Annotated in this window: 20 protein-coding genes and 2 pseudogenes; 18 read left to right on the top strand and 4 right to left on the bottom strand. The window is 61.1% G+C overall.

Annotation, left to right across the window (positions count from 1 at the left end; translation table 11 throughout):
• Window positions 1–56: 56 nt before the first annotated feature.
• Together MKS85_RS28885 and MKS85_RS28880 are read right to left on the bottom strand one after the other, a co-directional pair.
• Window positions 57–653, bottom strand: a pseudogene (locus MKS85_RS28885) (methyl-accepting chemotaxis protein); the annotation flags it as partial.
• Window positions 654–914: 261 nt separating this feature from the next.
• Window positions 915–2,108, bottom strand: a pseudogene (locus MKS85_RS28880) (HAMP domain-containing protein); the annotation flags it as partial.
• A gap of 447 nt (window positions 2,109–2,555) precedes the next feature.
• Between MKS85_RS28880 and MKS85_RS03760 the strand changes: the two are divergent.
• The 4 genes from MKS85_RS03760 to MKS85_RS03745 all read left to right on the top strand — a co-directional run bounded on the left by MKS85_RS03760 (window position 2,556) and on the right by MKS85_RS03745 (window position 8,278).
• A complete protein-coding gene (locus MKS85_RS03760) occupies window positions 2,556–4,004 on the top strand; it encodes an APC family permease (protein ID WP_310662722.1) in 1,449 nt (482 codons plus the stop codon).
• 84 nt (window positions 4,005–4,088) lie between these two features.
• Window positions 4,089–5,510, top strand: a complete 1,422-nt coding sequence (locus MKS85_RS03755) for an aldehyde dehydrogenase family protein (RefSeq protein WP_139049796.1) — start codon at window positions 4,089–4,091, stop codon at window positions 5,508–5,510.
• Window positions 5,511–5,521: 11 nt separating this feature from the next.
• Window positions 5,522–6,871 carry an aminotransferase class III-fold pyridoxal phosphate-dependent enzyme gene (locus MKS85_RS03750; RefSeq protein WP_305466122.1) on the top strand — a complete coding sequence of 450 codons (1,350 nt, stop codon included), beginning with the start codon at window positions 5,522–5,524 and terminating at the stop codon, window positions 6,869–6,871.
• 81 nt (window positions 6,872–6,952) lie between these two features.
• Complete coding sequence (locus MKS85_RS03745; protein WP_310662721.1) at window positions 6,953–8,278, top strand: hypothetical protein; 1,326 nt, start codon at window positions 6,953–6,955, stop codon at window positions 8,276–8,278.
• 211 nt (window positions 8,279–8,489) lie between these two features.
• Here the strand turns inward: MKS85_RS03745 and MKS85_RS03740 are convergent, their stop codons facing one another.
• Together MKS85_RS03740 and MKS85_RS03735 are read right to left on the bottom strand one after the other, a co-directional pair.
• On the bottom strand, window positions 8,490–9,251 hold the full coding sequence (locus MKS85_RS03740; protein ID WP_310662720.1) for an IclR family transcriptional regulator: 762 nt from the start codon (window positions 9,249–9,251) through the stop codon (window positions 8,490–8,492).
• A complete protein-coding gene (locus tag MKS85_RS03735) occupies window positions 9,248–9,475 on the bottom strand; it encodes a hypothetical protein (protein ID WP_310662719.1) in 228 nt (75 codons plus the stop codon). Before MKS85_RS03735 ends, MKS85_RS03740 begins: the two co-directional genes overlap by 4 nt.
• A 48-nt stretch (window positions 9,476–9,523) precedes the next feature.
• Here MKS85_RS03735 and MKS85_RS03730 point away from each other — a divergent pair, with 48 nt between their 5' ends.
• From MKS85_RS03730 to MKS85_RS03665, 14 genes are all read left to right on the top strand, one after another.
• Window positions 9,524–11,065 (top strand): acetolactate synthase large subunit, encoded by a 1,542-nt coding sequence (locus MKS85_RS03730; RefSeq protein ID WP_310662718.1) that lies wholly within the window; start codon window positions 9,524–9,526, stop codon window positions 11,063–11,065.
• Between the two features lie 10 nt (window positions 11,066–11,075).
• A complete protein-coding gene (locus tag MKS85_RS03725; RefSeq protein ID WP_139049802.1) occupies window positions 11,076–12,566 on the top strand; it encodes an aldehyde dehydrogenase family protein in 1,491 nt (496 codons plus the stop codon).
• Between the two features lie 26 nt (window positions 12,567–12,592).
• Complete coding sequence (locus MKS85_RS03720; protein ID WP_139049803.1) at window positions 12,593–13,387, top strand: SDR family NAD(P)-dependent oxidoreductase; 795 nt, start codon at window positions 12,593–12,595, stop codon at window positions 13,385–13,387.
• 12 nt (window positions 13,388–13,399) lie between these two features.
• Entirely contained in the window at window positions 13,400–14,440 is a 1,041-nt protein-coding gene (locus MKS85_RS03715) for a VPS10 domain-containing protein (protein WP_310662717.1), read from the top strand.
• An 11-nt stretch (window positions 14,441–14,451) separates the two neighbouring features.
• Window positions 14,452–14,901, top strand: a complete 450-nt coding sequence (locus MKS85_RS03710) for a VOC family protein (protein ID WP_139049805.1) — start codon at window positions 14,452–14,454, stop codon at window positions 14,899–14,901.
• Between the two features lie 14 nt (window positions 14,902–14,915).
• Window positions 14,916–15,518, top strand: coding sequence for an amino acid synthesis family protein (locus tag MKS85_RS03705; protein ID WP_139049806.1), 603 nt, complete (start codon window positions 14,916–14,918; stop codon window positions 15,516–15,518).
• A gap of 27 nt (window positions 15,519–15,545) precedes the next feature.
• On the top strand, window positions 15,546–16,409 hold the full coding sequence (locus MKS85_RS03700; protein WP_139049807.1) for an alpha/beta fold hydrolase: 864 nt from the start codon (window positions 15,546–15,548) through the stop codon (window positions 16,407–16,409).
• A 2-nt stretch (window positions 16,410–16,411) separates the two neighbouring features.
• Window positions 16,412–18,019: a bifunctional 3-(3-hydroxy-phenyl)propionate/3-hydroxycinnamic acid hydroxylase gene (locus MKS85_RS03695; protein WP_160892074.1), complete on the top strand. Its 1,608-nt coding sequence runs from the start codon at window positions 16,412–16,414 to the stop codon at window positions 18,017–18,019.
• Window positions 18,016–18,780, top strand: coding sequence for a 2-keto-4-pentenoate hydratase (locus MKS85_RS03690; protein ID WP_310662716.1), 765 nt, complete (start codon window positions 18,016–18,018; stop codon window positions 18,778–18,780). The genes MKS85_RS03695 and MKS85_RS03690 overlap by 4 nt, the downstream gene beginning before the upstream one ends.
• Window positions 18,781–18,859: 79 nt before the next feature.
• Window positions 18,860–19,798, top strand: coding sequence for a helix-turn-helix domain-containing protein (locus MKS85_RS03685; protein ID WP_310662715.1), 939 nt, complete (start codon window positions 18,860–18,862; stop codon window positions 19,796–19,798).
• Window positions 19,799–20,013: 215 nt separating this feature from the next.
• Window positions 20,014–20,682, top strand: coding sequence for a GntR family transcriptional regulator (locus MKS85_RS03680; RefSeq protein ID WP_310662714.1), 669 nt, complete (start codon window positions 20,014–20,016; stop codon window positions 20,680–20,682).
• A 76-nt stretch (window positions 20,683–20,758) separates the two neighbouring features.
• Window positions 20,759–21,565 carry an ABC transporter substrate-binding protein gene (locus tag MKS85_RS03675; RefSeq protein ID WP_047225540.1) on the top strand — a complete coding sequence of 269 codons (807 nt, stop codon included), beginning with the start codon at window positions 20,759–20,761 and terminating at the stop codon, window positions 21,563–21,565.
• 11 nt (window positions 21,566–21,576) lie between these two features.
• Window positions 21,577–22,353 (top strand): amino acid ABC transporter permease, encoded by a 777-nt coding sequence (locus MKS85_RS03670; RefSeq protein ID WP_047225541.1) that lies wholly within the window; start codon window positions 21,577–21,579, stop codon window positions 22,351–22,353.
• A 2-nt stretch (window positions 22,354–22,355) separates the two neighbouring features.
• The gene (locus MKS85_RS03665; protein ID WP_160892084.1) at window positions 22,356–23,135 is read left to right on the top strand and encodes an amino acid ABC transporter ATP-binding protein; all 780 of its coding nucleotides are present in this window, start codon (window positions 22,356–22,358) and stop codon (window positions 23,133–23,135) included.
• Window positions 23,136–23,177: the final 42 nt, after the last annotated feature.

Raw genomic sequence — 23,177 nt, 5'->3', positions numbered from 1 at the left:
CCAGGCTCATGGCAGGGGTGAAGCTTTGTAGGCGCTCTGTGAAATTGTGTAATCACTTAAATACGAAAGTGCCCCACCAACTGCTGTTGATGGTTGGCCATGGCATGCAACGAGTGGCTGGCCTGTGAGGCTTCCTCCATCCGGCTACTCAAGGTCTCGCTGATCCCGCGAATGTCACTGACGCGATGGCTGATGTCTTCCACGACAGTGCTTTGCTCCAGGGCCGCGCTGGCGATCTGTTGGTTCATGTGTTCGATCACTTCCACGGCTTCGGTGATGCGCTGCAGCGCCACATGGGTCTTTTCGACTTGAGTGACGCTGTCCCTGGCCTGTTCTCGGCTCAGTTGGGTGCTGTGCACGACCTCCTGGCTCAATTGTTGTAGCGCTTCGATCACCGTGCGTATCTGCTCGACCGAGTTCTGGGTGTTGCTGGCCAAATGACGAACTTCGTCGGCTACCACGGCGAAGCCGCGTCCCTGTTCACCCGCCCTGGCCGCTTCGATGGCGGCATTCAAGGCCAGCAGGTTTGTCTGTTGGGCAATGGAGCAGATCACGTCCAGCACTTGGCCGATGTGTTGGCTGTTGCCGGCCAGCGCCTGCACTTGTTCGAGGGTGGTTTCCAGGCGTCGGTCGAGGCTGTCGATGCTGTTGACCGCGTTGGCGAACAATTCCCGTCCCGATCGACTTGCGTTTTCGGCGACGCTGGCGGCATCAGCCGCCTGGTGGGAATGACGAGCTACTTCCTGGGCGCTGGTGCTCATTTCATGCAGGGCGGTCGCTGCCAGTTCGACTTCCCGGTACTGCGTATGCATCCCCGCACTGACTGCCTGGGCCACCTGCGCCGACGTATCGGCGGTGTTGCGGGTGTCCAGGGAGGCTTGCTGGATATCGCGGATAATAGGCTGCAACTTGTCGAGAAAGCGGTTGAAGCCCTGCGCCAGATGGCCCAATTCATCGTGACGGTCGTTGGGCAGGCGCTGGGTGAGGTCACCGTCGCCTTCGACAATCGCATCGAGCAGATGCGCCACCCTCAGCAGCGGCCGGGTCACGCCGTAAGCAGTGAGCCAGATGAGCAACAGTCCCAAGCCGGCAGCCAGCAATCCCAGGCTGAGGTTGAACCAGTTGGCCTGGCGATACTTGTCGTCCAACTGGGCCTGCATGTGCAGGGCCGGCGCTTGTACAAGCGCTTCAGGTACGCGTATCTGCAATTGCCAGGGCGCATTGGCGGGAACGGTTTGCACGGCTTGCCGAACGTCGACCGAGGTGCCGTCAACCGCGCCGCTGTGGCCGGCAATTTGCCCGGATGGGGAAAGAATGTTGATTTCGCTATGACCGGGGTACAAGTCGTTGGCAAGGCTGGCGGCGAGTTGCTGAAGGGTATCGAGGCTGATGTCTATGCCGACGACACCGATGACTTTGCCCTGGTCCAGCAGCGGTATGGAGATGCTGCTCATCAATGTCTCCTGGCCTTCGACTTCGATCGCGTAGGGCTCTGTCACACAGGTGCGCCCCTGGGTCTGCGGGCAGACGTACCAGGCGTTGGCCGGTTCGCTGCCTGGTGGCGCGGTGTTGGCGCTGATCTGGGCTTCGCTGAGCACCTCTTGCACCAGATGGCCGGGTTGGCTTTGCGACCAGTACAGGGCAAAGCGACCTTTTTCATTGCCGGCCAGATCGCGTTGGCTAATGAAACCGGCATCTTCACCGACCAGCGCGTCGGGAAGCAGCACCACGTAGAGGCCGAGGACTTTTTCACGGTTCTGAAGGGCCTGGCGGGTCGTGGCGATCAGGTCCCGGCGCAACTGCGCTGGCGTCAGTCGCCCGTTCCACGCCTGGGCGCGCAGTTGCAGGACCTGTTGGGCGAAACCTTCCCCATAGATCGCTGTTTCGCTGAAAAAGCGCTCCACCCGCTGACCATGGGCCAGGGCCTGTGCCTGCAAACCTTCCAGGGCCGAGCGCCCCAGCAGTTGACTGCTTTGCTGCTTGAGCAGCGTGGCACCTTGCTGGTTCTGATACAGGGAGGCACCGGTCAATGCCCCGACGACGGCCAGCAGGCACAGCCCACTCAGGAGCGTGATCCGCCATTGGATAGAGAGACGAGCGAAGAACATGCTGAAGTTTTCCTGCGCGTGGGGGCTTTTATTGTTTTGGGCCCAGCGCTGTCTGAACGGTGGGCGAGGTTATCTTGCGGCAGGAAGCGCCTGCCCGTTATCCCGAATCGGCAGCCGTTTGGGCTAATGCGGATCACTCCAGAAAACGCAGAACCCGTGGCGAGGGAGCTTGCTCCCGCTGGACTGCGCAGCAGGCCCAGAAAACAGGGGCCGCTTCGCAGCCCAGCGGGAGCAAGCTCCCTCGCCACAGGTATGTCGTCGGCCTTAATGGGCTGACCTGTTTTAGGGCGCGGCTTCGGATGCTGCCGTTTTGGGATAGCGAAGGGTTTTGGCAAGGGCCTAGCATCGAATCCAGCGTGCAACCAAAACAATAAGCATCTGGACAGCGGTGAAGCTGGCCGCGCCCCGATCCTACAGCGACTGCCTCATACAATAAGGTCAATAGAAATGAGTGTGTCTTTCCCGATCAGCAGCTCGACGGAGCTGAAGCGAGGCGCCCTGGGCGTTGGCTTCATTATTTTCTTTGTGATTTCGGCGGCGAGCCCCTTGAGCGTCATCGCCGGCGGTTTCCCCATTGGCATCATGCTAGGCAATGGCGCCGGCACACCGGCCTTGCTGATCCTGGCGCTACTGGTGTTACTGGCGTTCTCGGTGGGCTACACCGCCATGTCCCGGCACATGACCAACGCCGGTGGGTTCTATGCGTTCACCTCGCGCGGTTTGGGTGGCTTGGCCGGTGGTGCGGCGGGGGTGCTGGCGATGTTTGCCTACAACATTCTCCAGGTCGGCCTGTACGGCATGTTCGGCGGCGTGGTCAGCGGCACGATGGCCAGCGTCTTTGGCCTGGATTTGCCGTGGTGGACGTATTCGCTCCTGGCGATGGCGAGCATTGCGATTCTGGGTTATCGCAAGATCGACCTGTCGGCCCGGGTGCTGTCGGTAGTGGTCATTGCCGAGTACCTGGCGATCCTGACGCTGGATTTCGCCATTCTGAAAACCGGTGGTGACAGCGGTATCAATCTCGATTCCTTCGACCGCAGCCATGTGTTCAGTGGTACGCCATCCATCGGCTTGCTGTTCTGCTTTGCAGCGTTTATCGGCTTCGAGGCCACGACTATCTATGGCGAAGAGGCCAAGAATCCGCACCGTACGATACCCATCGCAACCTACAGCTCGGTGCTGCTGATCGGTGCTTTCTATGCCCTGTCGGTCTGGGCGATGGTGATTGGGGTAGGGGCCGACAAGATCGTGCCGACCTTGCAGGCACTGCAGGATCCGACCACGTTCATCTATGGCATGTCCGATCATTTTGTCGGCCCGCACCTGACCCAGATCATCCGCGTGCTGTTCATGGTCAGCATCTACGCCGGGCTGTTGGCGTTCCACAACGCCGCGGCGCGTTACTTCTATGCCATCGGGCGTGACGGTTTGCTGCACAGCCGGTTGGGCACCACCCATCGCGTGCACCAGAGTCCGCACATGGGCTCAGTCCTGCAAAGCCTGATCGCGGCGGTGGTGGTGCTGATCTTCGCCGCGCTGGATGCCGATCCGATCCTTCAGTTATTCGCTTGGTTTTCCAATCTGGCGACGCTGTGCGTGATCTTGCTCATGGCCCTGACCTCTGCAGCGGTATTTGTCTATTTCCGCGCGCACCCGGAACTGAAGCTGGGCCTCTGGCGCGGTCGGATTCTGCCGGGTTTTTCGTGCCTGGCATTGCTGGCGGTCCTGGTCCTTGCAGTGATTCATTTCGACGTGCTGACCGGCGCCAGCCAGCTCTTGTCCTACGGTCTTTGCGCGATCATTCCCGCCGCACTGATCGTCGGCGTGTTCCTCGCCGCCCGATTGCGCAAGGCCTCGCCCGAGCGGTTCATGGCGCTGGGCAGCCACAAGCTCTAGGGCGTCCGCGACATCGTCAAACCCCACAAAAAACAACTGCGCTGTCGTTCGGGACGGTCCGACAGCGCGTGAAAGGAAGGTGTCATGCACGATTATCAAATGCTCATCAATGGGGCCGGGGTCGACGGCGATAACGGTCACTTCGATGTGGTCAATCCGGCGACCGGTACGGTGTTCGCCCGGTGCTCGGCCGGTTCCCTGGCCCAGCTGGACCTTGCCGTCGAAGCGGCGCAGTCTGCCTTTGTCGAGTGGCGCCACAGCACCCACGAAGACCGCCGCCAGCGCCTGCTGAGCATCGCGGCGCAGATCGAGCAGGACGCCGAGTCGTTGGCCCGACTGATTGTTCTGGAGCAGGGCAAGCCGCTGGAACTGGCGCTCTTTGAAGTGATGGGCGCGGTGGCCTGGACGCGCTACACCGCCGAGCAGCAGATCCCCGTGGAGCTGGTGGAAGAAACCCTGAGCCAGCGCATTGAACTGCACCGCAAGCCGTTGGGTGTCGTCGCGTCGATCACGCCCTGGAACTGGCCGTTCATGATTGCCGTCTGGCACATCATGCCGGCGCTGCGTGCCGGCAACTGCGTGATCAGCAAGCCGTCCAGCCTGACCCCGTTGAGCACCCTGCGCCTGGTGGAGATCATCGCGCGCCATGTGCCTCGGGGCGTGATCAATAGCGTGACCGGTGAGCAAGGGTTCGGCAGTGCGATCACCGCGCACGCCGGTATCCAGAAGATTGTCTTCACCGGCTCGACCGCCACCGGCCAAAGCGTGATGCGCGGCGCCGCCAGCAACCTCAAGCGTCTGACCCTGGAGCTGGGCGGTAACGATGCCGCCATCGTGCTGCCCGGCACGCCGGTCGAGGAGGTCGCCGATGACATTTTCCAGGCGGCCTTCCTGAACATGGGGCAGACCTGCGCCGCCCTCAAGCGTTTGTACATCCACCAATCCCAGTACGAGGCCTTTGCCGAGGCCCTGGCTCTGATCGCTCGGCGTCAGGTGGTAGGGGATGGTTTGGCGCCTGGGGTCACGTTTGGACCGGTGCAGAACCTCGAACAGCTAGCGCTGGTGGAGGAACTGGTGGCGGATGCCCGTGCCCATGGGGCGCGGGTGTTGTGCGGCGGTGCCCGCCTGGACCGACCGGGCTTTTTCTATCCGCCGACCCTGGTCGCCGACGTGACCGACGGACACCGACTGGTGGACGAAGAACAGTTCGGTCCGGTGCTGCCCCTGATTGCCTACCAGGATGTCGAGGACGTCCTGCGCCGCGCCAATGCCAGCGACATGGGGTTGGGCGGGTCGGTCTGGGGCCCCGATGTCGAGCAGGCACAGGCATTGGCCAGTCGCCTTGAAAGCGGCGTGGCCTGGGTGAATTGCCACGCACAAATTCAGCCCAATACGCCATTTGGCGGCAGCAAGATGTCCGGATTCGGTGTCGAGTTCGGCCTTGAAGGGTTGTTGGAATTTACTGGCCAGCAACTGCTGTACGTACGCAAGCGTGAAACAGAATGAGGACTGCAACCATGTACGAGCAATACAAGACAGCACAGAAGAAGTTCTGGCACCCGATGAGCTCTGCGGCGCCAGCCAATCGCTCCAAAACGTTGATCATCGCCCGTGGCGACGGTAACTACATCACCGATATCGAGGGCCATCGCATGCTCGATGGAGTCGGCGGCCTGTGGAACGTGAACGTGGGCCATAACCGGGCTTCAGTGAAAGCGGCCATCGCTGCGCAACTGGACGAGCTGGCTTATTACCAGACCTTCGACGGCATTGCCCATCCCCGGGTGTTCGATCTGGCCGAGCGACTGACGTCGATGTTCGCCCAGGAGAACATGGCGCGGGTGTTGTTCAGTTCCGGCGGTTCCGATGCGGTCGAGACGGCACTGAAAATGGCCCGCCAATACTGGATTGCCAGCGGCGAGCCAGGGCGCACGCGCTTTCTGTCGTTGCGCAATGGCTACCATGGCGTGCACGTGGGCGGTACATCGGTGGGCGGCAATGGGGTCTATCACTACAACCACGGGCCGCTATTGGCCGGCTGTCATCTGCTCGATACGCCCTGGCTGTACCGCAACCCCTGGGACTGTCGCGATCCGCAAGAGTTGACCGCTCATTGCATTCGCCAGTTGGAAGACCAGATCGCGCTGCTTGGCCCACAGACCATTGCCGCGCTGATTGCCGAACCGGTACAAGGCGCCGGCGGCGTGATCGTGCCGCCCGCACACTACTGGAAGCAGCTGCGCGAAGTCTGCGATCGCCACGGCATCCTGTTGATCGCCGATGAAGTGGTGACCGGCTTCGGCCGCACCGGCTGCATGCTCGGCAGTCGTGGCTGGGGTGTCGCGCCCGACGTACTGTGCCTGGCCAAGGGCATCACTGCCGGCTACATCCCCATGGGCGCCACGGTCTTCAACCAGCGCATGGTCGATGCCATCGAGAATGGCCCGGGCTTCAGCAGTGTGATCATGCACGGCTACACCTACAGCGGTCATCCAACCGCGTGTGCCGCGGCCCTGGCGGTACTGGATATTGTCGAAGCCGAGGACCTGCCGGGCAATGCCGGAAAAGTCGGTGCCCAGTTGCTGGAGCAACTACAACCGCTGACCGAGCGTTATGCGGTGGTGGGTGAAGTGCGTGGTAAGGGCTTGATGATTGCCGTGGACCTGGTGGCGGACAAGGTTACGCGCGAGCCGCTTGACCCGGCCAACGGCCTGGCCTCGCGCATTGCCGAGCAGGCGCGCCGGGCCGGCGTACTGGTGCGCCCGATCGGCAACAAAATCGTGATGTCGCCACCGCTGACCCTCACCAGCGACGAGGCCGCCCTTATGGTCGGCGCGTTGGACAGCGCGCTCGCCGACTGCCGCTAGCCTGTTCGCCGGCGCAGTGTCTTGCGCCGGCTCCTGAATATAAAGACAGCCTTCAAAGGCGCACCACAAGGAGCTCCAGCCATGCGGTCTCTATCGCGTATGGATTTTTTCGGCAGTGGCCTTGCCTGTACGCTGGCGCTTTGTGCCACGAGTCAGGTTCAAGCCTATGAGTTGTATGCCGATGAAGACACTCACCTCAACGCCGACATGCTGGCGGTGTTCGGTCATTTCAACAGTCGCAAGAACTACGACGGCAGGCCCGGCGGTTCAACCTGGCGCGAAGGCTTCATCAAGTATGGTGTCAGCGGCGACCAGGGCCTGGCCGGCCGTGGCACCGTCTATGGTGCGTTCAGCCTGGTCAGTTCCACCACGTGGGGCGATGGCGACCCTTCCGGGAATACGCTTGGGAGCGAGCGCACGACGAAGATTGAAGACGCTTACCTGGGCTGGCGTTCCGCGGATCTTTTTCCCGTGTTGGGACAGGACGGTGTCGATATCTCTGGCGGACGCCAGGTGGTCAAGGTGGGGCGAGGTTTCCTGATCAACGATGACGGGCCAAACCTGGGCAAGGGGCCTGCCGATGGCCGCTTGAATCGAGGGGGCGCCTATTACCTGGCGGCTCGGCACGCGTTCGATCAAACCGCCGTTCTGCGTCTGGGTGGGCAGGAAGGCATGCATGGCAGCGTGGCGTGGCTCAAGTCCGATAACCGCGCCCAGGCCGAAACCGAACTCACCGCCGCTACGCTGGATTACACCGCCAAGGCCGGTACGTTGGGCCTGACGTGGATACACGGCATCGACGTTAATGACCGCTGGGCCAGCGATTTCCAGAAGCAGCGCAAGGGTATGGATGTCTACAGCATTCGCGGTGAAGGCGATGCGGGTATCGAAAATGCCAGCCTGGCATTTGAATACGCCTGGCAAGACAAGGAAGCCGGACCTGAGAAGGCCTGGTACGCCGAGGCCGGATATACCTTTGCAAGCGTTGCCTGGGCGCCGAAGCTGACCTATCGCTACACCCGCTATTCGCAGAAGTGGGACTCATTGTTCACCGGGCAAAGTACCGGCTATGGCACCTGGTTCCAGGGCGAAGTCGCGGGTAACTATGCCGGGCCCTTCAACAGCAATACGGGGGTCCACCATGTCGGTCTGAAGGCCACACCATTGGAAAACCTGACCCTCGGTGCGTTGTACTTCGACTACAACACAGTGCGTAAAAGCAATGCCCTCAACCTCGACGCCCGTGAGCTGGATGTTTATGCCGAGTGGGTGGTCAATGAGCACTTGATCGTCACCCCGCTGATAGGTCTCTACAAACCGGATCGGGACGCCACGACGGGGGGCAATCAAGTGACAGGCAACGGCACTAACGTGTACAGCCAGGTGAGTGTGGCCGTGCCGTTCTGAAACAGGGGTTGTTCGGTAAACCCTGTGGCGAGGGGATTTATCCCCGCTAGGCTGCGCAGTAGCCATACAGCCAACCCAATCTGTCGATCGTTCCCACGCTCCTGCGTGGGAATGTCGCCAGGGACGCTCCGCGTTCCGCTTCTGGAAGGTGACGCAGAGCGTCACGGGATGCGTTCCCACGCAGGGCGTGGGAACGATCAATCAACCGCCGTCACATCCCGTGGCCAGCCGCAGGCGGATGTTGCATCCGCTCGGCAATCCTCCGGGTGGTGTCCATCACCATTTCAACCACGGTTTCCTGGCGCAGTAGCTTGAAACTGTCGGTGCTGCCCACGGCCGAAAGGCTGCCCACCACTTCGTCGAGCTCCGGGTTGAAGATCGGCGCTGCGATACCGGTGAGCCCCAGGTTGAGTTCGTCGTGGGTCATGCAATAGCCGTCTTTGCGGATCTTTTTCGCGGCCTTGGAGAAGCTTGTCCAGTCGTGGCCGCTGTCGGGGTCGTGGGCCAGGTGTTCGTCGAACAGGCGTTGCAGGCGCCGACCCTTCTGGAAGGCGATCAACACCTTGGATTGCGCACCGCGAAAAAACGGCAGCGGTTGGCCGCGGCCGAATGAAAACTGATAGGTGTCACTGGGTTCGGCGATGTAGGTGTTGATGATGCGCCCGTCGTAGAAAACGCTGGCGAACACCGCCAGGCCGGTGGCATCGGACAGCTCGTGCATCAGCTCGCGGCCTGCCACCAGGATCGGGTCGTACTGGCGCATCATCCAGTCCAGCTCAATGATGCGTGGCCCCAGGCCGTAGCTGCCGGCATCCACCCGCACCAGCAGGCCGGCATCGCACAAGTCCTTGACGTAGCGGTACACGGTCGCCCGTGACAGGCCCATGCGCTCGGCGATGGTATCGGGGTCGATCTTCAGTGTGGCCGGGCCGAACAGGTCCAGGACACTCAGCATTTTGCTCAGACTGCTCATTTCGCTCCTAAAGGGGGAATGGCGCGTAGGGGGCGTTGGGTGAGCACTATAGGTAGCCGCGGCGGTGATGAAAAGCCCGCGTGCTCGCTCAGGAGCGCCTTGTCACGGTAATCCATTGCTTGAGAAATATGAGTGGATTTCCAATATTTTGATCTGATAAAAAATGCATTAATCTCAAAATATGATTTTAATGCAGAAAAACAGCTTGTTTTGTCGATCTTCATGTGTGATAAATCTCAGCCACTGCAAACGCTCGAGCGAGAGGGCTGGAAATGAATGGTGCGCAACTGATAGTGAAGGCGGCGGTGGCGAGCGGTATCGAATACTGCTTCGCCAATCCCGGAACGACCGAAATCCCCTTGGTGGCCGCCATGGCCAGCGCACCTGCCCTCAAGCCGGTGTTGTCCTTGTTCGAGGGGGTATGCACCGGTGCTGCGGACGGCTACGGCCGGATTGCCGGCAAGCCGGCGATGACCCTGACCCACCTGGGGCCTGGCTTTGCCAATGGTATTGCCAACCTGCACAACGCCCGTCGCGCCAATACCCCGATCGTTAATGTCATCGGCGATCACGCGTCATGGCACGTCAATTACGATCCGCCGCTGGCCAGTGATATCCAGGCGCTGGCCGGGAGTGTTTCCGGGTGGGTGCGCACATCGCGCACCGCGTCAGGTGTGGGGGAAGATTTCCAGGAAGCCGTGCGTGCGGCCTGGCAAGCCAAGGGGCAGATTTCCAGCCTGATCCTGCCGATGGACTTGCAAGCCAACGAGGTGGAGCGCGAGCGCGCCTTCACCGCGTTGCAGGCCCCGGTTCGTCGTTTTGCCGGTGACCGGATCGAAGCCGTGGCCCAGGCAATGCGCAATGGCCAGCGCCTGGTGTTTATCGTGGGTGATCAGGGCTTGTCCGTCGCTGGCCTCGAAGCGGCGGGGCGTTTGGCCCAACTGCCGGGTGTGCGGATGTTCGCCGAAACCTTTCCGCGCCTGAGCTATCGCGGTGGTGGTTTGCCTGATCTGGATCGCTTGCCGTATTTCCCCGAGGTTGCCATTGAGATCCTTGACCAATACGACGCCGTGGTTTGCGCCGGGGTCCCGGATCCGATCAGTTACTTCGGTTACGAAGGCATTCCTTCGCGCCTGGCGGAACGTGATCGCCTGCTTTACCTGGCAGAAGTAGGGGACGACGTTGCGGGTGCGCTCACTGCGCTGGCTGATGCGCTTGAGGCTCCGGCTTATGTGCCCACGTCGCGGGCTATCGAGCTACCAGCGGGCAGTGCCGAGCTGACGCCGCAGTCGATCGGGCAGGTGTTGGCCGCCTCGCTGCCGGACGATTGCATCGTCTCCGTGGAGGGTGGGACCTGCGGTTATCCGTTCTTCACCGCTTCGGCCCATGCCGCACGGCATCGGGTGTTGACCAACACCGGTGGGGCCATCGGCCAAGGCATCCCGGTGGGATTTGGCGCCGCCCTGGCGGAGCGCGGCAATACGGTGTTCTGCCTGCAATCGGACGGCAGTGCCCAGTACACCATCCAGACTTTGTGGAGTATTGCCCGGGAGCAACTGCCGGTGGTGATTCTGATTGCCGCCAACCATCGCTACGCGATCCTGCAGAACGAGTTGCGCCGCTTTGGTATGACCGAGCTGGGCCCTGAGGCCCTGAGCCTGACGGTGCTGGACCGTCCTCGCATCGATTGGAAAGCCCTGGCCAAAGGCTACGGCCTGCCGGCCAGCACCGTACACACCAATGCTGAATTGCAGCGCGCCCTGGCCAACGCCAAGGCCGATGGCGGTCCGTGCCTGATTGAAATGGCGCTGTAAAGGAGGAGCTATGAGTCAGATCCAATTGTTACCTGCCGTCGAACAATTCCTGTCACAACCTGGGCGCCTGTTTATCGGCGGCACCTGGCAGGACGCCGCCAATGGTCGCCGGTTTGCCGTGGAGAACCCGGCCACTGAACACACCCTCGCTGAAGTTGCCGAAGGCGGCGAACGCGATGTGGATGCCGCCGTCGCTGCCGCCCGCGCGGCCTTTACGGGGACTTGGGCGCAGCAGTCGCCGGCCCAGCGCGGCCTGCTGTTGTTTCGTCTGGCTGAACTGCTCGACCAGCACCGCGAGGAGCTGGCGCAACTGATCACCCTGGAAAACGGCAAGCCGATCGCCGCGGCCCGGGGTGAAGCGGCCAGCGCGGCCAACATCATCCGTTACTTCGCTGGCTGGCCGACCAAGATCGAAGGCAGCACGCTCCCGGTATCGCCCTCCAGTGGCGCGCCGATGCTCAATTACACCTTGCGTGAGCCGGTGGGTGTCTGCGCGTTGATCGTGCCGTGGAACTTCCCGTTGACCATGTGCGTGTGGAAGCTCGGTCCGGTGTTGGCGACCGGCTGTGTCGCGGTACTCAAGCCCGCCGAACAGACGCCTCTGGTTGCGATTCGCCTGGTGCAACTGATCGAAGCCGCTGGTTTTCCGGCCGGGGTGGTCAACCTGATCACCGGCCTGGGCGTGCATACCGGCGGACCGCTGGCCCAGCACCCGGACGTGGACAAGATCGCCTTCACCGGCTCGACCCAGGTGGGGCGGCTGATTGCCCAGGCGGCCACCGGCAACATGAAGAAAGTGTCCCTGGAGCTGGGGGGCAAGTCGCCCAACATCATCTTGCCGGACGCCGATATCGTCCGTGCGGCCAAAGGCGCCGCCGATGGCATTTTCTACAACCAGGGCCAGGTCTGCACCGCCGGCTCGCGCCTGTATGTGCACGCCAGTGTTCTTGACCAGGTACTTGAAGAACTCCAGCGACATGCCGCCGCCCATGTGCTGGGGCCAGGGCTGGATCCGGCCAGCAGCATGGGCCCGCTGGTCTCGGCCCGGCAGTTGGGCACGGTGCGTGGCTACCTGCAACGGGGCCAGGAAGAAGGTGCCGAACTGATTTGCGGCGGCGACCGGCCGGCCCATCTGGAGCGCGGCCACTTCATCCGCCCCAGCGTGTTTCTCGACCGCGCCGAGCGCGCCTGTGTCGCCCGGGAAGAAATCTTCGGCCCTGTGCTGACCGTCATGAGCTGGACCGAAATCGATGAACTGGTGCTGCGCGCCAACGACTCGCCCTACGGCCTGGCGGCCGGTCTGTGGACCCGCGACTTGCGTTCAGCCCATCGCGTGGCGGCACAACTGAAGGCCGGATCGGTGTGGATCAATTGCTGGAACGTCGTAGACCCGGCCTCGCCGTTTGGTGGTTACAAACAATCCGGATGGGGCCGGGAAATGGGTAAGAACGTGATCGATGCCTACACCGAAACCAAAAGTGTCTTCGTCGATCTCGCCTGAGCCGAACAATCACAAGAGGAACTGCTATGGATCTGGAATTGCAAGGCCGCGTGGCGATCGTCACGGGCGGTGGTATGGGCATCGGCAAGGAAGTCGCGCGTTTTCTGTCCCAGGAGGGATGCAAGGTGGTGATCTGTGCGCGGCGCATGGAGTATCTCCAGCAGGCCGCCGAAGAAATCAGCGCACAGACCGGCAACGAAGTGCTGCCGCTGTTCTGTGACACCAATCAGATGTCGGCCGTGTCCGACATGGTGGAAGCCGCCCATAAGCACTTTGGCCGCATCGACATCCTGGTCAACGGCGCCGCCGCACCGTCCGGCGTGGTGCGCAATGACATTGAACATGCGGGCGACGATGAGTTGCTCTCCGACCTCAACACCAAGGTGATCGGGTATTTCCGGTGTGCCAAGGCGGTGACCCCACATATGAAGGCCGGGGGCTTTGGTCGCATCATCAACATCGGTGGCTTGACCGGGCGCGGCAGCAAGGTCCTTTCGGGCATGCGCAACCTGGCCATCGCCCACATGACCAAAACGCTCTCCGATCAACTGGGCCCCTCGGGCATCACCGTCAATCTGATTCACCCCGGTGTGGTGGATACCCCGCACATCCAGGAGCTGTACGAGCGCGAAGGCGTCAAGCAGGGCAAGACGCCGGAACAGGTGGAGCAGGGCTACATCGACGCAACGCCGATCCGCCGCACGTTGGCGCCCATCGAAATGGGCTGGCTGATCGGTTTCCTGGCGTCGCCCAAGGCGGGCGCCGTGACGGGAGAGTCCATTGGTATCGATGGCGGCCTGACCCGTGGCATCTTCATTTGAGGAGCAACAGTGATGAGTAACGGAACCCTTTTGGTCGCCACTGTGGGACAAGCGGTGATCCGCAGCGCCGACGATGGTCATACCTGGCATCGCCTGGGTCTGGGACAGGATCTGGAGTTTGATGCAATCACTCGATCGCTGAGCGTTCATCCCGATGCGCCTGAAGTGATCTATGCCGGGACCGACGTCGGCCTGTGTGTCAGTCATGACACCGGAGGCCATTGGCAGCGAGTGGATTCGCCATTCAACGGGCAGACCGTGTGGAAGGTTGCCGTGGATCCACAGAATGCGCAGCGCATCTTCGTCGGTACTGGCGCACCTTCGCGCGCCGTGCTGTGGCGCACCCTCGACGCCGGCCTGAGCTGGGAGCGCGCGCCGGTGGATATTCCGGAGTTCTGCGAAGGTGTCAGTCGGCCGCGCTTGCTGGCTTTCGCTTATGACCCGACTGATCGCGACCAGCTCTGGTTCGGCCTGGAGGAGGGCGGGTTGTTCCACAGCCGTGATGGCGGTGATTCCTGGACCCGTGTCGATGATCGGCTGCTGTGGGACTTCAACTCGGACGTCCACAACATCCTGGTCCTGCCCAACCATGGCCAGAAGGTCATCGTGGTGGTGTGCGTCAACGCCGTTTACCGCAGCCTCGATGAAGGGCAAACCTGGACTGGCATCATTGCCCGGGAAACGTTCGGCCTGTACTACGTGCGCGCCATGAACGCACCGCTGGGCAGTGAAAGCACCCTCTACCTGAGTATTTCCGACGGTACGCCTGGCACGACCAGCAAGGTACTCATCTCTCGGGATGCGGCCCTCAGCTGGGAGGTGCTGCCGCTGCCACAACAACCCAACTCGTGTGTCTGGGCCATTGCCTTCAACCCTGGCAATCCTCGGCAGATCGTTGCCGGGACCAAATACGGACACCTGTTCACCTCCGAGAACGGTGGGGACGGCTGGCAGAAGCAGTGGCGTGAGTTCAGTGAAATCGCTGATGTGCTCTGGACGCCCGCCGTGGCGCAGATCAAGTCCGGGCATCAATCCATCGTCAAACAGAACTGAGGTATCGCACGATGAAAATCGAGGTCGTTCGAACTCACCTGTCGCTGTTTGTCAGCGACCCTGAAACCTCGGCACGTTGGTACGCCGATGTTCTGGGTATGCACGAAAGCGCCCGGGGTGATAGCTGGGTCATGATGGCGTTTGGTGCCAAGCATCACGATATCGCTTTGATCCGCGCAGAGCCGGGGGCCCATCAGGGCGGCCTGGGCTTGCAGCACTACGGGCTGGAAATCGCCGGCGACATGACCACCCTGCGCCAGCTCTACGGCATGTTGCTTGCCAAAGGGGTTGAGGTGGTGAAGATCACTGATCACGAAATCGGTAACGGCGTGTACTTCAACGATCCCGATGGCAATCGCATGGAATTTTTTCTCGAGACCGAACATGACGACGCGCGAGGCAAGGCCCGTTTCAAGGCAGCCGGAGCGCCCAGCCGAAATTTTGATCTCGACCCACTTTGAAAGAGACCTGTCCGATGAAAACCGCAAATTTCGCCAGTTACCACATCCGCAAATGGTATAGCTTCGTCGAGGAAACCCTGGCCAACGAAAGTGGCCAGTTGGCCGATGGTGAACCGTTGTTCAAATACGCCATTGGCGCCGTGATCGCCAATCCCTATGCCGGGCGCTACAGCGAAAGCCTGGCCGAGCTGGTCGAGCCATCACCTTTGTTGGGGCAGGAGTTTGGTCGTCGCATCCAGGCACTGGCTGGCCAGCGTGAGATTGTCAGTTATGGCAAGGCGTGTCTGGTGGGCAGCCAGGGCGAGTACGAACATGGCAATGCACTGCTCACCAATCCAGCAGCGGATCCGATTCGGGTGGCATTGGGCGGTGGCAAATCCTGGGTGCCTTCCACGGGCAAGCGTGGCGGGCCTGGCGTGACCATCGATGTCCCGCTGGCCCATAAGGATGCGCTGTATGTCCGCTCTCACTACGACAGCATTTCGCTTTCGTTCGGTGATGGCCCCTCGGCGGACGAGTTGATCATCATCTGGGCCTTCGCCACTCGCGGGCGTTTGCATGCGCGCCTGGGTGGTCTCCAGGCTGCCGACATCAAGGGCAATGATGGCCTGCATTGAGGTGGGTTGACCGTGGAGACCAAACGAATGTCTGCAAACAGCCACTTCTTCACCAATCGCTCGCAGATGCGCCTGCACTATCTGTCGTGGGGCAACCCGTCGGGCATCGCGGTGGTGTTGTTGCACGGGCTGCGCTCCTATGCCCAGACCTGGGATGGCCTGGCTAATGCGCTGGGGGAGCAGTACTGTTGCTATGCCCTTGACCAGCGCGGTCGCGGTTACAGTGACTGGGCGGATCCCTCCAGTTACCGAACCGAAGCTTATGTCAGTGATCTTGAAGATCTGGTGGCGCACTTGGGACTGCAGCGGTTTGTCCTGGTGGGGCATTCCCTCGGCGGAACCAATGCACTGGAGTATGCGCGACTCAATCCGGGCCGACTGCAAGCCTTGGTGATCGAGGACATCGGTCCGGGCTCGTCGGTCAGTGGTGATGGTGCCGAGCGCATTCGGCGCGAGATGAGCCAGACACCGCTGGTGTTTGCTGACTGGGAGAGTGCCGCGCAATTCTGGCGCCAGGCTCGACCTGGCCTGTCGCTGGAGGGGCTGGCCTCCAGGCTGATGTACTCCATGAAGGAAACACTGGCCGGAATCGAATGGCGTCACGACCAGCAAGGCATTGCCCAGGCGCGCCTGAGTATTGCCCCGACTGACCTTTGGCCTGCGGTACGGGCACTGGATTGCCCGACGCTGTTCATTCGCGGTGCGCGTTCCGATTTCCTGCCCTTGGCGACCCTTGAGGCGATCAAACAGACCAGTCCATGGGTGCGGGCAGAGGAAATCGCCGACGCCAGTCATTACGTCCATGATGACCAGAGCGAAATGTTCAACCTTGTCGTCATGGATTATTTGTACGACCAACGCCTACAACCACAACAACAAAGCGGTGAATAGCGATGAAGCAGGAGAAAACCCAGGTTGTCATCGTCGGTGGCGGCCCGAACGGGATCACGGCTGCCCATTACATGGGGCTGTACGGAGTCGACTGCGTCGTCCTTGAATTGGCTGACGGCGTCCTGCCGTATCCGCGCGCGGTGGGCATGGATGACGAGGCGCTGCGTGTGTTGCAGGGCATCGGCATCGCCGAGTTGGCCGCGCGCGACATGATCTGCAACGTGCCCTTGCGTTACTACAATGCGCGAGGCGTCTGTTTTGCCGAGGTCAAGCCGAGCACGGCAAACTATGGCTGGCCGATGCGCAATATCTTCATGCAACAGTTGCTTGAAACGACGTTGCGCGAACAATTGGGCAAGCACGCCAGTGTCGAGTTGCGCCAGGGCCATGAAATGCTCGACCTGGAGCAGGATGCCGAGGGCGTGACCTTGCAGGTGCGCGATGCCGGGGGCGAGCTCTATCAATTGCAGGCGCAGTACGTGATCGGCGCCGATGGCGGACGTTCCAGCGTGCGCAAGAAGCTCGGTATCGAATTGCTGGGGCTGACTCATCCACGCAAATGGGTGGTGATCGACACGGCCAACGACACCCTGGATGCACCTTATACGGCCCTGCATGCCGACCCTCAGCGGCCCTTTGTCTGCATCTACCTGCCATATCAGCAACGGCGCTGGGAGTTCATGCTCCTGGAGGGCGAAGACGAGACCAGGATGTGCGAGGAGGCAACGATCCGGGACTTGATCCGTGGGCATATCGGCGATGCGGTCGATCAACTGGAAATCATCCGGATCCGCGCCTACACCCATAACTCCCGGGTCGCGGCGCGCTTTGTCCAGGGCCGGGTGGCACTGGTGGGGGATGCGGCGCATATTTCCCCGCCATGGGCCGGGCAGGGGCTCAATTCGGGCTTGCGAGATGTCGCCAACGTCACTTGGAAGCTTGCGGCGATTCTCCAAGGGCGAGCGTCGCCGGCGATTCTTGCCAGTTACGATCAGGAACGCCGTGGGCATGCGACCGATCTCATCGCGTTGGCCGACAACATGGGCGCCGTCCTGGGGCTGACCAACCCGCTGATGGCCGGTGTCCGGGACTGGTTGTTCCAGGCCGTCAACAGCGTCGACAACCTGCGTTCGCACTTGTTGGAGTTCAAGTTCAAACCCAAGGCGACCATCACCAAAGGCCTGGTGTATCACGAGCGCGCCGAGCTGCATGAGGATGATCTGGTCGGGCAGTTGTTCATCCAACCCTCTATCGAAGATGCCCAGGGCCAGCGCCGGCGTCTGGACGAGGTGTTGGGGCATTCCTATGCGGTGCTGGGGTATCGGGTCAATCCGAGCGAACCGCTCAGCGAGCAAACCGCTGCCTATTGGGCGCGCTGGGACACGCGCTTCATCCAGATCAATCGTTCGCGCAGTGGCGTGGGGCGCAACCAACCCTTGTCTGCCAATGGTGCCCTTTGCGTCGAGGACGTTGATAACCGCCTGGGCGAGTGGTTTGCCAAGGTGCGTGACTGCATCGTGGTAGTGCGGCCGGATCGTTTTGTCGCCGCGATCACCACACCCGAGCGGCTCGAAGGCGTATTGCGCAAACTGGCGGAGCAACTCTCATGAGGCGCGAAGATGATCTGCTTGTCCGGCTTCATGATGCCGCACACGCCGTACACGCCTTGCCTTCGTTGGAGCTTCAGGCCTTCGACCTGTCGGCGGGCTACACTTTGCAGCGCGAGGCATTGCGCCGACGCCAGGTCGCTGGTGAGCAGTTGACCGGATGGAAGGTGGCCTTCGCTGGCCGCGCCGCCCAGGACCGTTTCGGTATCGATGAACCGGTATTGGGCGGGCTGACCGATGCCATGGCGGTGGAGCCCGGCAGTACGGTGCCGCTTGCACGGCTGATCCAGCCCAAGCTGGAAATCGAGTTGGCATTTGTCCTGGGGCGTACCCTGGAGTCAGGTTTCTACAGCGACGAGGACATTCTGGCCGCCGTGTCCGAGGTCGCGCCGGCGTTCGAGATTGCCGATTGTCGCTGGCAGGGCTGGCGTTTCGGTGTCGGGGCGTTTCTTGCCGACAATGCCGCCGCGGGACTTTATTGCCTTGGCTCGCGGATCAGGTTTCATCCTGAGCTATTGGCCCACGTGACCTATCGCCTGGAATGCGACGGGGCGCCCTGCGGCGAAGGCGATGCCCTGGCGCGCGAGGACACGCCCCAGACAAACCTGTGCTGGCTAATCCGGCGCCTGCTGGCCGACGGACAATGTGTTGAAGCGGGTCAGGTCGTGCTGTCCGGAGCGTTGTTGCCACCCATGGCTATCCAGGCGGGCGAGTACCGGTTGCATATGCTTGGCACGGAACTGGCTTTGGCTTTCCAGGCATAAACCCCAGCCATCGTCAGGGAGGATCGAGCCACTTAAGACAGGCCGACAATAAGAACAGCGCCTCTGAGGAACGATGACCATGCTCGCCGAAGTCCGTACCTTCAATGATCCCCAGCAACACGCCGGTTCCATCCTGGGCTGGCAACAGGTCTATGACCAGCTTGGTCGTGGATGTCTTTCCAGTGAGCTGCGACAGATTTGCGCCGACCGTTTTCAGATTTTCCAGGAAGTGTTGGATAAACGTGTGGTGCAGCGAGGTTGTGCACCAAAAGGGCGATTGTGCATTGCCATGTCGCTGGGCAGCGCGCCGGTGGTCCAAGGGCATCAGGTGGGCGCCCACAGTGTGGTGCTGCTGCGAGATGGAGAGGACTTTGTCTTGCATGCCCCGGAAGGTACGCACTTCTTTGCGGTCAACGTCGACACTGTTCGTTTCGCCAAACTGGCGGCTCACGAATTGTCGGGCGAACAGCTCAAGCGTTTGAAAAGCGAATCGCAGATCAGCGTGGATGAGGCGGTGTTGCTGAGCGTGCAGCAAAGGATCCATCCGTTGTTCCGTCACCTTCTGGAACAAGCGGACGCCATCACTCCAGCCTCGGAAAAAATGTTGGAGGAGGTGCTGCTTAACGCATTCCTCGATCTGTTCAGTCACGCCTCTGACGAGGTTCGTGGCCGTCGCGGCAACGTCGCTGTCAGTGCCTATCTGGTCAAACGTTGCCAGGAACTGGTCGTAGACAGTGGTGACACATCGCTGAGCATTCTTGATCTGTGCGAGCAATTACGGGTGAGTCGCCGGACCCTGCAGAATAGTTTCCAGGCGGTAACCGGGATGCGTCCGGTCGAGTACCTGCGTAACTTGAGGCTCAATGCCGTACGGCGGCGCTTGATCACGACCCGTGCGACCACGCTGAATGTCGGTGAGATCGCCGTTGCCATGGGCTTCTTCCATCTGAGCCACTTCGCCGCTCATTACCGAGCGCTGTTTGGTGAGTCACCTTCGGACACTCCCAGGGCTGGCTGATTGAGTGTTACCTGGCTACCACTGTGCACACTAATGGGCGTCGCTTGAGCCATTTGGTAGCACGTCTACCCAATTGACGCCGGGCCCGTGCACGCCCCATAGCAAGACCCTTTCCTTCAAATCAATCACTTGCACATCGATCCATTCAGTTGGCACGCATTCTGCTTTTTTTGAATTTATGGATAATTGGATACAAAAATTCAAAGGGTGCTGCCATGCAATTTGCTCCGAGTTACGTTGAACGCCCGCCGATGACGGCCGAGGAGGAGGCTTACAACTTCCTGCTGGGCGCCATTTGCGGCGGACGATTGCGCAAGGGTGACCGGCTGATCGCTGAAGACATCGCCAGCGAGATCGGTATGAGCCGGATGCCGGTGCGCGAGGCGTTCCGTCGATTGGACGCCCAGGGCCTGGTGACCCTTAGGCCCAATCGCGGGGCCGTTGTCAGTGGGCTGGATATCGATGAGCTGCACGAAGTCTTCGAGATGCGCAGCGTCCTCGAAGGCCTGGCGATCCGTGTCGCGGTAGCCAGGATAGGCGAGCGCCAATTGGCAGCCTTGGAGCGTCTGCTGGACGAGATGGACGATTACCGCGAGGAAAGCGCCGAGTGGGTCAGCCGGCATCGCGCCTTTCATGAATACCTGTGCAGCCTCAGCGGTCGTCCCCGGTTGCTGAAGCAGATCAGTGCCCTCTATTCCTTGATCGAGGCGCCCATGCGCCTATGGCTTGAGCACGTGGAAAAACCGCTGAGTGCGCGCCAGGAACACGCGGTGATTCTTGAGGCGATTCGTACTGGCGACGCCGATAAGGCCGAGGCAGTGGTGCGCGCGCACATCGAAGGCACCGTTCCTGAGTTGATCCAATTTCTGCAATCGAAAAAATAACCAGAGCGGGCCCCGAGCCTGCCGTTGTTTTGACTTTGAGTACTGCCCGTTACTAACTGAACTGGAGTGTCTGGTCATGCATAAGCCTCGCCTGTTGGTTGCCGCCCTGTCCTTGGGATTCTGTGCTCAGTGGGCGGTTGCCGCGCCCGTTGTTCCGGAGCGCTTGCTCAAGGTCGAAAAACTCGTCTATTGCTCAGGCATGGATTCGCCGCCCCTGGTGTCCTTCGATGAAGCGCAGAAACCCAGGGGCTTGACCGTTGACCTGGGCCTGGAAATCGCCAAGCGGCTGGGCGACAAGAAAGTCGAGTGGCGGGTGATTCCCTTTTCCGGGCTGCTCCCGGCTTTGCTCGCCAAGCAGTGCGACATGATCGTCGACCAGTTGTTTGACAAGCCCGAGCGCCGTGAGGTGATCGATATCGTCAACTACATGTACTCCAGCCAGGCGGTGGTCGTGCCCAAGGGTAATCCGAAGGCAATCAAGACGCTGTCGGACCTGTCCGGGCATAAAGTCGCGGTGCTCAATGGCTCCACCATCAAGACCCTGCTCGACGCCGAGAATGAAGCGCTGGCCAAGGCTGGCAAGCCTGGAATGAAACTGGTGGTCTACAACACCGATACCGATGCATTCCAGGCCTTGCGCATCAGCCAGGTCGATGCCTACGGCACCACGGTGGAAACCGCCGGATATTACGCCACCATGGCCCCCGATTTGTTTGAGGAAGGGGTGCCTGCCTTCAGCCGGATTCTTACCGGACTGGGTATTCGCAAGGACGACACGCAACTGAGCGCCGCAGTGCAGCAGGTGATCAACGACATGCGCAGTGATGGCAGCTACAGCCAACTGCTCAGCAAATGGCATGTCGCCAGTGACACTCTTGATTGAGGTGAGCGTTGATGAACTTCAATTGGGATGTGTTTTGGCAGTACCTGTTGCAGCCCAGTGATGTTTACCTCACCGGGCTCTGGCTGACCTGCGTGATCAGTGTGTTGGCGATGCTGCTGGGCTGCTTCCTGGGACTGGCCGCGGCGTTGCTACGGTTGTCGAGCAATCCGTTGCTGCATCTACCGGTGCGTTTTTATGTGTGGCTGATGCGGGGCACGCCGTTGCTGGTGCAGATTGTCTTTCTCTATACAGCACTGGCGGCAGGGGGGATTTTCCGCTTCGAAGACATCGATCTGTTCGGCCTGGTGATTCCCGGCAATATCCAGGCGGCGATCATTGCCCTGGGGCTCAACGAAGGTGCCTATATGGCCGAGATCATCCGGGCCGGCATCGGCGCGGTGGACAAGGGCCAGTACGAAGCCGGGCGTTCCCTGGGCATGACGTTCGCCAAGCTGATGCGCCGCATTGTCTTGCCCCAGGCTTTCCGGGTCATCGTCCCGCCACTGGGCAACGAGTTCAACGTGATGCTCAAGAACACCACGTTGGTCAGCGTGATCGGCGTACAGGAACTGTTGCTCAGTACCCAAATGGTCACGTCGGCGACGTTTCGGGTGTTCGAGTTGTACCTGGTGGTGGCGATCTATTTCCTCTTGTTGACCACTCTCTGGGGCTTTTTCCAGCGCTGGCTGGAAGCCCGTTTCGGCCAATCGGACCGACCCTCGTCACCACCGCCGGCGTCGACGCGGATGTTCGGACGCAGCACCCTGAACCTGTTGAGGGCACGTTAGCCATGGCGCACAAAAGTGAAGAGCTGATCATCGAGGCACTGGATGTGCACAAGTCCTTTGGCGAGCTACAGATCCTCAAGGGCATATCCCTGCAAGTACGGCGCGGCGAAGTGGTGGTGCTGATCGGTGCCTCCGGCTCGGGCAAGACCACCTTTATCCGCTGCATCAATCTGCTGGAAGACATCCAGGGCGGGCGCATCCGCGTCAATGGCCGGGCCATGGGCTATCGCGAGCGCGCTGACGGCAGCCTGGTGCGTGAGTCGGAGCGCAACATCGCCCGCCAGCGCCGGGACATCGGCATGGTGTTTCAGCGCTTCAACCTGTTCCCCCACATGACGGCCCTGGAGAACATCATCGAGGCGCCGATCCAGGTGCTCGGGATGCCTCGCGCCGCGGCGCTGGAACAGGCCCGCAACCTGCTGGAGCGGGTCGGTCTGGCGGACAAGGCCAACCACTACCCGTCGATGCTCTCCGGCGGCCAGCAGCAACGGGTGGCGATTGCCCGGGCGCTGGCGATGAAACCCCAGGCCATGCTGTTCGATGAACCCACCAGCGCCCTCGACCCGGAAACCGTTGGCGAGGTGCTGCAAGTAATGAAAGCGCTGGCAGAGGAGGGCATGACCATGGTCGTGGTCACCCATGAAATGGGCTTTGCCCGCGAAGTGGCAGACCGTGTGGTGGTGCTGGACCAAGGTGAACTCATCGAGCAAGGCCCGCCGGAGCAGATCTTCAGCCATCCCACGCACCCGCGAACCCGGGCTTTCCTCAGTCGCGTGTTATGACCGTTCCGGGGTGTTCGCCCTGAGCCCCGCCAATGAATCCTT

This window comes from Pseudomonas sp. JL2, assembly GCF_031570495.1.
GTDB classification, from domain to species: Bacteria; Pseudomonadota; Gammaproteobacteria; order Pseudomonadales; family Pseudomonadaceae; genus Aquipseudomonas; species Aquipseudomonas rhizophila.
The sequence above is the reverse complement of the archived record's forward strand: the minus strand, read 5'-3'. Positions and strand labels throughout refer to the sequence as shown.